The sequence below is a fragment of the Amycolatopsis acidicola genome (genome assembly GCF_007713735.2).
GTDB lineage: Bacteria > Actinomycetota > Actinomycetes > Mycobacteriales > Pseudonocardiaceae > Amycolatopsis_E > Amycolatopsis_E acidicola.
In genome coordinates this window covers 1-8,995 of sequence record NZ_VMNW02000164.1, presented here as the reverse complement: position 1 = coordinate 8,995, position 8,995 = coordinate 1, and the positions used below count along the sequence as shown (strand labels likewise).

Here is an 8,995-nt window from a genome sequence, read left to right as displayed (position 1 = left end):
AAAGATTAAAAGATCCCCTCGCCGGGAGGCAGGCTCCAGGATGGGCATCGCCCGTAGCTCGGCCACCGGTTGCGAGGGGGGGAGAGGTGGGTGCTCATCCCGTCGCCTGCGGAAGCGCTATCACTTTTCCCTGGGCCCGCAAGCTTTGTGCGCTCGGGTGCGTGCTGGGGAGAGGGGTTGCGGGCCCAGGGCAAAGTGATGTGGGGCCTGGGCAGGCGACGGGATGAGCACCCACCTCTAGGGCGGATCGCTGGCGCGATCCGCCCTGAAAAGACCACGGACCGCGCCGCGATCCGGCCCCGAAAGAGACCCGGCGAGCCCCACCTGCCCCGAAGTCCCCTGCCCTAAACCCGCTTCAACTCGCGGGCGATGACCATGCGCTGGATTTGGTTCGTGCCTTCGAAGATCTGGGGGACTTTCGCCTCGCGCATGTAGCGTTCGACTGGGAAGTCCCGTGTGTAACCCGCGCCGCCGAGGACCTGGACGGCGTCGGTGGTCACCTTCATCGCGGCGTCCGTCGCGGTCAGTTTCGCGATCGACGCCTGGCGGCGGAAGGACATGCCGCGGTCACGGCGACGGGCGGCGTCCAAGTAGGCGGCGCGGGCCGTTTCGACGGCGGCGGCCATGTCGGCGAGCAGGAATTCCAGGCCCTGGAATTCGATGATCGGCTTGCCGAACTGGGTGCGGCCCTTGGCGTATTCTACCGCCTCGTCGAGCGCCGCCTGCGCCAAACCCACTGCACAGGCAGCAATCCCGAGACGGCCCGAGTCCAAAGAGGACAATGCGATGCGGAGCCCGGCGCCTTCCGGGCCGATCAGCCTGTCCGCGTCGACATGCGCGTCATCGAAGATCAGCTGGGCCGTGGTGGAACCGGTGAGCCCCATTTTCCGTTCCGGCGCACCGGCCGAGAGCCCCGGAGTCGAACCGTCGATGAGCAGGCACGAGATCGACTCGTCCCCCGTGCGCACCATCGTCGTGTAGAAATCCGCTTCGCCGCCGTGCGTGATCCACGCCTTCGTGCCGTTCACGACGAACTGGTCCCCGTCACGCCGTGCGCGGGTGGACAGCGCCGCGGCGTCCGAGCCGGCGTGGGACTCCGAGAGCGCGTACGCGCCCAGCAGTTCGCCCTCCAACATCGCGGGCAGCCACCGGTCCCGCTGCTCGTCCGTGCCGTGGTGGGTGAGCGCGAAGCAGGACATGGTGTGCACCGACAGGCCGACGCCGACCGACATCCACGCGGCCGCGATCTCCTCCAGTACCTGCAGGTACACCTCGTAAGGCAACTCGCCCCCGCCCCACCGCTCCGGGTACGGCAGGCCCAGCAGGCCGGACTTCCCGAGCGTGCGGAACTGCTCCCGCGGGAAGCGCTCGGCCTCCTCGTACTCCGCTGCGAGTGGCTTGAGCTCCTCGCGGGCGAGCTCGACCGTCAGGTTCAGGAGGTCTTCGGCCTCCTGGTTCGGCAGCAGGCGTTCGACCGGCATGACCGTCTCCGTATCCGTACTCGAAACAGTACTGTAGGGCTATCTCCAGTACAGCACATACGGTGTCAAGATGACAGAGCGCGTCGCATTGCGACCCCCGGGCGGCCGGAAACTGACCTCCCGGCAGCGGGCGTTGCTCGCCGAACTCGAGGAGCTCTTCCTCGCCGAAGGCTTCATGCACTTCACGCTTGACGACCTCGCCGCGAAGATGCACTGCTCGAAGTCGACCCTGTACGCGCTGGCCCCGAGCAAGGAGCAGCTCGCGGTCCGGGTCGTGGCGCACTACTTCAAGGGCGCGGCCGAGCTGATGGAACAGCGGACGGCAGGACTCGCGGACGCGCGCCAGGTGATCGGCACCTACCTGGACGGCATCGCCGAGTACCTGAACCGCGCCGCGCCCCAGTTCATGCGCGACATCAACGATTTCGCCCCGGCCCGCGCGGCCTACGAGCTCAACAGCCGGGCCGCCGCGGCCCGCATCCGCTCCTTCATCGCGCAGGGCGTCGATGACGGAGTGTTCCGCAACGTGCACGCGAAGCTCATCGCCGAGATGGCCGGGGTGCTGATCGAGAGCATCCAGACCGGGGTGATCGGTTCACGCACCGGCGTGTCCGACGCCGAGGCGTTCACGGCCCTGGCCGAGTTGCTGTTGGACGGGCTGGCCTCCAAGTAGCATCGCTCGCGTGATCGTGGTGGGTGGTGAGGCACTGGTCGACCTGGTGCCCGGAGAATCCAAAGTGGACAACGGACTGGCCTCGCTGCTGCCGCGGCTGGGCGGCGGGCCGTACAACGTGGCGCTGGCCGCCGGGCGGCTCGGTGTGCCGACGGCGTTCCTGTCGAGGGTTTCCGAGGACCGGTTCGGGCGGGCGTTGCGGGAACGCCTCACCGCGTCGGAAGTCGACATATCGATGCTGCAATCCGGTCCGGAACCCACCACTCTCGCCGTGGTCGCGCTCGACGAACGTGGCGCGGCCAGCTACACCTTCTACACCGAGGGCACCGCGGACAGGCTCGTCGCCGACCCCGGCCCGTTGCCGAGCGAAGCCACCGTGTTGTGCCTCGGCACTCTGGGCATGGTGCTCGAACCGGGCGCGACGACCTACGAAACGATGCTGCGCCGGGAATCCGCCCGCGGTGTGCTGACCGCGCTCGATCCCAACATCCGGGCGGACCTGATCACCGACGAAGGCGCGTACCGCGAGCGCTTCCTCTCCTGGCTCCCCGACGTGCGCCTGCTCAAGCTGTCCGACGACGACGCCGCGTGGCTGGCGGGCGGGGCGGACCCGGTGAAGGCCGCGAAGGGGTGGCTGGACGCCGGGGTCGACGCCGTGGTGCTCACGCGTGGTGCCGACGGTCTCGCCGTCCACACCGGATCGGCTGAGATCACGGTCCCGTCCGAGCGGGTCGACGTGGTCGACACGATCGGCGCCGGGGACACCGTGCAGGGAGCACTTCTGGCGTGGTTGCACCAGCACAATGTGCGCGCCGTCACCGAACTCGGTGCGCCGGAATGGCGTGCGGCGCTCACGTTCGCCGCGAAGGCGGCGGCGATCACAGTCTCCCGCAGTGGGGCGGAGCCGCCGAGGGCCGCGGAAATGGTGTGAATCTGATCCCAACGCTTTGCTCTGGGTAACACAATGGCTGCGCGAAGCCCAGTCGGTCGACTAGCGTTGAGGGTGGAATTCATACCCCAGCGGGGCGGTGTGCGCCGAGACTGAATTTCCCGGTCACGCGCGAACAAATGGCTGCCTGTGCGACCTGCAGGCGCCGCCGACCCGTGTGACCGTGAGAGGGACTTGCATGTCCGACGCGACTGCGGCGTCCGGCGGCAGCACGGTATCGCTGCGCCTGCCGACCGGCGAACACGAACTGAAGGTGGTCAACGCCGTCGAGGGTGCTCCCGGTATCGAACTGGGGAAGCTGCTGGCTCAGACGGGGTACATCACCTACGACCCGGGGTTCGTCAACACCGGCTCCACGTCCTCGGCGATCACCTACATCGACGGCGACGCCGGCATCCTGCGCTACCGCGGCTACCCGATCGAGCAGCTGGCCGAGCACTCGACGTTCATCGAGGTCTCCTACCTGCTCGTCTACGGTGAGCTGCCGACGCAGGCCCAGCTGGACGACTTCACCCAGAAGATCAACAGGCACACCCTGCTCCACGAGGACCTGAAGCGGTTCTTCGACGGCTTCCCGCGCGACGCGCACCCGATGCCGGTGCTCTCCAGCGCCGTCTCCGCGCTGTCGACCTTCTACCAGGACTCGCTCAACCCGTTCGACGAACCGAACGTCGAGCTGTCCACCGTCCGCCTGCTGGCCAAGGTGCCCACGCTGGCCGCCTACGCGTACAAGAAGTCGATCGGCCAGCCGTTCCTCTACCCGGACAACTCGCTGGGCCTCGTCGAGAACTTCCTCCGGATGACCTTCGGCCTGCCCGCCGAGCCCTACGAGGTCGACCCCGAGGTCGCCAAGGCGCTCGACCTGCTGTTCATCCTGCACGCCGACCACGAGCAGAACTGCTCCACCTCCACGGTGCGGCTCGTCGGCTCGTCCGAGGCGAACCTGTTCGCCAGCATCTCGGCTGGCATCAACGCCCTGTTCGGCCCGCTGCACGGCGGCGCGAACAGCGCGGTGCTGGAGATGCTCGAGGGCATCCGCGCCGACGGCGGTGACGTCGCGAACTTCGTGAACCGGGTGAAAAACAAGGAAAAGGGTGTCCGCCTGATGGGCTTCGGGCACCGGGTCTACAAGAACTACGACCCGCGTGCGCGGATCATCAAAAAGACGGCCGACCAGATTCTCAACAAGCTGGGCGTCAACGACGAACTGCTCGAGATTGCCAAGACGCTCGAGGAAACGGCGCTTTCCGACGATTACTTCGTGGAGCGCAAGCTGTACCCGAACGTCGATTTCTACACCGGGCTGATCTACCGGGCGCTCGGATTCCCGACCAAGTACTTCACCGTGCTGTTCGCGCTGGGCCGCCTGCCCGGCTGGATCGCGCACTGGCGGGAGATGATCCAGGACCCGCAGACCAAGATCGGTCGCCCGCGGCAGATCTACACCGGCGAGAAGGAGCGCGAGTACACCAAGCTCAGCGAGCGCTGAGCCACCGCGCCGAGCAGAACTGCCCTCTCCCTGTTGCCGATGGGAGAGGGCATTTTTGTGCTCGCACGGCGGGTCCGGCGGGCAGTCCTTAGGCTGTCTTGGTGGCTTCCCCCGGCGAAACAGCGGTCCTGTGGTTCCGGCGCGATCTCCGGCTGGGCGATCACGCCGCCCTGTTGAGCGCCGGCGAACGGGCCGAGCGGGTGCTCGCCCTATTCGTGCTGGACGACAAGCTGATCAAGCCGTCGGGCGCGCCACGCCTCGCTTTTCTGTACGGCTGCTTGCGGGAGCTGTCCGCGCAGCTCGGTGGCCGGCTGCTCGTGGTGCACGGCGACCCGGCGGAGGAAGTGTGCCGCGCGGCGAAATCCGTTGGCGCGAAAAGCGTCCACGTGACCGCGGACACCGCGCCCTACGGTGTGGCGCGGGATCGCGAGGTGGCCAAGGCGCTGGAGCGAGACGGGGTCGAGTGGGTGGAAACGGGCTCGCCGTACGCCGTCACGCCCGGCCGCGTCACCAAGCCCGACGGCGATCCGTACAAGGTGTTCACGGCGTTCTACCGGTCCTGGCGCGAACGTGGCTGGCATTCGCCTGCCCGTACGTCGAAATCCGCGGTGCAGTGGATAAAGCCGGATCGTGAACTGTCCATTCCGGACGCTCCGGAGCTGGGCGGGATGAAGCTGCCGAAGCCGGGTGAGAAGGCGGCGCTGAAGCTCTGGAAGCGTTATCTCGACGAGGACGTCAACGAGTACGACACCGCCCGCGATCGGCCGGACCACGACGCCACCACGCGGCTTTCCCCTTACCTGCATTGGGGTTGCGTGCATCCGCGCACCTTGCTGGCGGACCTGGCGGAGCGTCGCGGTGGGGGCGCGGAGACGTTGCGAAGCGAGCTCGCGTGGCGCGAGTTCTACGCCGACGTGCTGTGGCACCGGCCCGACGCCGCGCGCCGGAACTACGACAAGCGGTTCGACGAGATCCAGTACAACGAGGACGACGCGCTCTTCGAGCATTGGCGTGACGGGCGCACCGGCTACCCGATCGTCGACGCCGGGATGCGCCAGTTGCTCGCCGAGGGCTGGATGCACAACCGGGTGCGGATGATCGTGGCGAGCTTCCTGGTCAAGGACCTGCACCTGCCGTGGTGGTTCGGCGCCCGGCATTTCATGCGGAACCTCGTCGACGGGGATCTCGCCTCGAACCAGCTGAACTGGCAGTGGGTGGCCGGTTCCGGCAACGACGCGGCCCCGTACTTCCGCGTCTTCAACCCCACCACCCAGGGCGAGAAGTTCGACCCCCAGGGCGACTACGTGCGCCGGTTCGTGCCCGAACTCCGTGGGGTGGCAGGGAAAGCGGTACACCAGCCGTGGAAGCTGAAGAACCGCCCCGAGGACTACCCGGCGCCTGTCGTGGAGCACGCGCAGGAACGCCAGGTTGCCCTGGAGCGGTTCCAGCAGATCAGCCGCGGAGCGCGGTCCTGAGGCTGAGCCTGCTTCCCGTGTGCAGCACGCCGTTGCGGTACACGCGGCTGCCAAGCCACGTGAGCAGCGCGCCGGCGAGGAGCGTCAACGCGAGCGCCGTCGCCACCTCCCACCCGGCCGCGGCGCCGATCGCGATCCGGCCCGGCATCAGGATCGGCGAGAACAGCGGGATGAGCGAGAGTACCTGCGCCGTTCCGCTGTCCGGGTTCTGGATGAGCACGTTGAACCCGACGACGAATCCGATGGTCAGCACCATCGTGACCGGGGTGATGACCGATGCGGCGTCCTCCTGGCGCGACACCAGCGAACCCGCGCCCGCGTACACCGTGGCGTACAGGAAAAAGCCGAGCAGGTACCAGACCACGCCCCAGAGCAGGGTGCCGGTGGCCAGGCCGGACAGGGTGAGCGCGCCGGTGGCGGAAGCCATCGCCAGCCCGGCGACGGCGAGGATGAGGATCTGCACCAGCCCGACCAGGCCGAGGCCGAGTACCTTGCCCAGCACCAGTTGCCACGGCCGCACGGTGGACAACAGGATTTCCACCACGCGGCTGGCCTTTTCCTCGACCACGCCCTGCGCGACGAACGCCCCGTAGGTCTGGATTCCGAAGAACAGCAGGAAAACCGTGACCAGCCCGACCGCGAGCCGTTGCCCGCGACCGGGTTCGGGCGGTTTGATCTCGGTGACCTTCACCTGCGCGGCGTTCACCTCGCGCATGACCTGCGCTGGGTCCTGGTCCGCCTCCAGCAGTTTGGCGTTGAGCACCTGCTGGCCCGAGATCCCGTTGAGCACAGCGCGAAGCTGATCGTCCAAATCGGACTTGACGAGTACCTGGAGGTCCGCCGCGCTGCCGGAGAGCACGGCGTCGAGATCGCCACTCTCCACCTGCGCCCGCCCGTCGGCCGGGGTCACGACGGTGGTCTGGATCTCCTTGCCCGCGGCGGAACCCGCGGCCTTGAGCTGGTTCGCTATGCCCGTTGTCTGGCCGGTGAGGCCGATGTTCGCCTTGTTCGCGTTGCCGAACAAGGTGGCTTGTAGCAACAGATAACCGGCGAGCACCACGAGGATGACCGCGGTGCCGACGACGAACGATCGCGTGCGCAGCCGCGTGTTCAGCTCGCGCTTGGCGACGAGCCTTACTGCTTTCCACGGTGAGATCACGTGTTTCCCCCAGACACGGTCGTGCGGAACACTTCGGCCAGACTCGGCCTGCGGCGGCTGAACTCGCGCACCGGGCCCGACGCGAGTGCCGCGTTGAGCACCACCTGGTCGTCCACGTCGGGCTCGAGCGCCAGCACCGTGCGGCTTGGCTCCTCGTTGATGATGCGCACGCCGGGAATCTCCTTTGCCCAACCCGCCGGCGCGTTGGGCGCCGAGACCACCAGCTGTGTTCCGGCTTCGGCGGTCAGCTCGTCGACCGTGCCGCAGGCGACCATCCGTCCACTTCGGATGATGCCGATGCGGTCGCAGAGGCGCTCGACCAGATCGAGCTGGTGGCTGGAAAACACCACCGGCACGCCCGCGGCCGCCTGGTCGCGCAGCACGTCACTCATCACGTCGACGGCCAGCGGGTCGAGCCCCGAGAAGGGTTCGTCGAGCACGAGCATCGCGGGCCCGTGCACGAGCGCGGCGGCGAGTTGGACTCGCTGCTGGTTGCCGAGGCTGAGTTTCTGCACTTCGTCGAGCCTGCGCTCGGCAAGGCCGAGGCGGGTTATCCAGTTCTCCGCGCTCTTGTGGGCGGCGTTGGTGCTGAGCCCGTGCAGCTCGGCAAGGTACACGAGTTGGTCGAGGACTTTCATCTTCGGGTAGAGCCCGCGTTCTTCGGGCATGTACCCGATGCGCGAGCGTGTCTCCGGCGTGATCGGCTGGCCACCGAACCGGACCTCGCCGGCATCCGCGGCCAGCACCCCGAGCGCGATGCGCATTGTCGTGGTTTTGCCCGCGCCATTGCTGCCGACGAAGCCGAACAGCTCGCCGCCGCGGACTTCGAAGGAGACGTTGTCGAGGGCGGTAACCTGACCGTACCTTTTGGACACTCGGTCGATTTCGAGGTCAGGCATCGGAATCCTCCGGGTCGTCGTCAGGCAGGGTCCAGCCGAGCAGCGCCGCCGGAGCGGACGATCCGACGATGAGCAGCGAGGCCATCATGGACCCGGCGCGGAATCCGGCGTCCGGCTGGCGGGCGATCGCCACCGTGTACAACATCGCCACGAGCATCAGCCCTGTCAGCACCTGGTACGCCACGTACGTCACCCGCTGCCGCCACTCCCGCTCGCGCTCGTCGAGGAGGCTCAGGAAGGCGCTGGACATCTTGCCGGTCAGGATCCGCAGTAACCAGAAGGAAACAAACCACAGCACCAGGCCCGCGAACCACGGCACGTAAAACGTGGCTGAGTCGCCCTGGCCGGACACCGCGGCGGCCACGACCAGCACGAGGTTCGCGAAGACCATGACGACCGTCAGCTCGCGGCGCCTTTTCCGGGTGCGCCACCCCGGCAACCGTTGCGCGTTCCGCCGCTCCTTCGCCTCCACCCGGTCCAGGAACGCCTCCCAGCGCGTGGTGATCGCGCTCATTTCTCCCCCTTCCCGTAAACCTGAGTGGACAATGGCGCGAACGGCTCGCGGTTGAACACGGCTTCGACCGGCAGCCCGAACACGTCGCAGATCCGCAGCGCCAGATCGAGACTCGGATAATGATCGCCCCGCTCCAGCGCGCCGATCGTCTGCGGGTTCACCTCCACAGCCTCGGCCAGCGCCGCCCGGCTCAACCCCCGCTCCGCCCGGAGCACCTGGAGCCGGTTGTAGATCGGCAGCTCTTTGCCACGTCGCACCGGACTCATACAACGTACTGTTGCAAAAACCCAACGTTTTGGCAAGGAGTTTTGGTGTCTGGGCTGGTGGGGGTGGGGTTTGGCAGCGGTGGTGAGGGG

9 protein-coding genes are annotated in these 8,995 nt (G+C 67.5%); 4 read left to right on the top strand and 5 right to left on the bottom strand.

The features are described from left to right. Window positions 1-344 precede the first annotated feature (344 nt). Complete coding sequence (locus FPZ12_RS44625) at window positions 345-1,481, bottom strand: acyl-CoA dehydrogenase family protein (protein WP_144761466.1); 1,137 nt, start codon at window positions 1,479-1,481, stop codon at window positions 345-347. A gap of 70 nt (window positions 1,482-1,551) precedes the next feature. Here FPZ12_RS44625 and FPZ12_RS44620 point away from each other — a divergent pair, with 70 nt between their 5' ends. The 4 genes from FPZ12_RS44620 (at window position 1,552) to FPZ12_RS44605 (ending at window position 6,067) form a co-directional block, all read left to right on the top strand. Next, window positions 1,552-2,154, top strand: coding sequence for a TetR/AcrR family transcriptional regulator (locus FPZ12_RS44620; protein WP_144761463.1), 603 nt, complete (start codon window positions 1,552-1,554; stop codon window positions 2,152-2,154). Window positions 2,155-2,164: 10 nt separating this feature from the next. Continuing rightward, the gene (locus FPZ12_RS44615) at window positions 2,165-3,085 is read left to right on the top strand and encodes a carbohydrate kinase family protein (RefSeq protein WP_144761460.1); all 921 of its coding nucleotides are present in this window, start codon (window positions 2,165-2,167) and stop codon (window positions 3,083-3,085) included. A 196-nt stretch (window positions 3,086-3,281) separates the two neighbouring features. Next, the gene (locus FPZ12_RS44610; protein WP_144761457.1) at window positions 3,282-4,592 is read left to right on the top strand and encodes a citrate synthase; all 1,311 of its coding nucleotides are present in this window, start codon (window positions 3,282-3,284) and stop codon (window positions 4,590-4,592) included. A gap of 101 nt (window positions 4,593-4,693) precedes the next feature. Then, complete coding sequence (locus FPZ12_RS44605) at window positions 4,694-6,067, top strand: cryptochrome/photolyase family protein (protein WP_144761454.1); 1,374 nt, start codon at window positions 4,694-4,696, stop codon at window positions 6,065-6,067. Here the strand turns inward: FPZ12_RS44605 and FPZ12_RS44600 are convergent. The 4 genes from FPZ12_RS44600 to FPZ12_RS44585 are packed head-to-tail and all read right to left on the bottom strand — an operon-like array spanning window position 6,045 to window position 8,905. Next, window positions 6,045-7,226: an ABC transporter permease gene (locus FPZ12_RS44600; protein ID WP_144761450.1), complete on the bottom strand. Its 1,182-nt coding sequence runs from the start codon at window positions 7,224-7,226 to the stop codon at window positions 6,045-6,047. The two genes, FPZ12_RS44605 and FPZ12_RS44600, sit on opposite strands and share 23 nt — an antisense overlap. Further along, entirely contained in the window at window positions 7,223-8,125 is a 903-nt protein-coding gene (locus FPZ12_RS44595; RefSeq protein WP_166463119.1) for an ABC transporter ATP-binding protein, read from the bottom strand. Before FPZ12_RS44595 ends, FPZ12_RS44600 begins: the two co-directional genes overlap by 4 nt. Beyond that, window positions 8,118-8,639, bottom strand: coding sequence for a hypothetical protein (locus tag FPZ12_RS44590; protein WP_144761444.1), 522 nt, complete (start codon window positions 8,637-8,639; stop codon window positions 8,118-8,120). Before FPZ12_RS44590 ends, FPZ12_RS44595 begins: the two co-directional genes overlap by 8 nt. Further along, window positions 8,636-8,905, bottom strand: coding sequence for a helix-turn-helix transcriptional regulator (locus FPZ12_RS44585; protein ID WP_144761441.1), 270 nt, complete (start codon window positions 8,903-8,905; stop codon window positions 8,636-8,638). Before FPZ12_RS44585 ends, FPZ12_RS44590 begins: the two co-directional genes overlap by 4 nt. Between the last annotated feature and the right edge of the window lie 90 nt (window positions 8,906-8,995).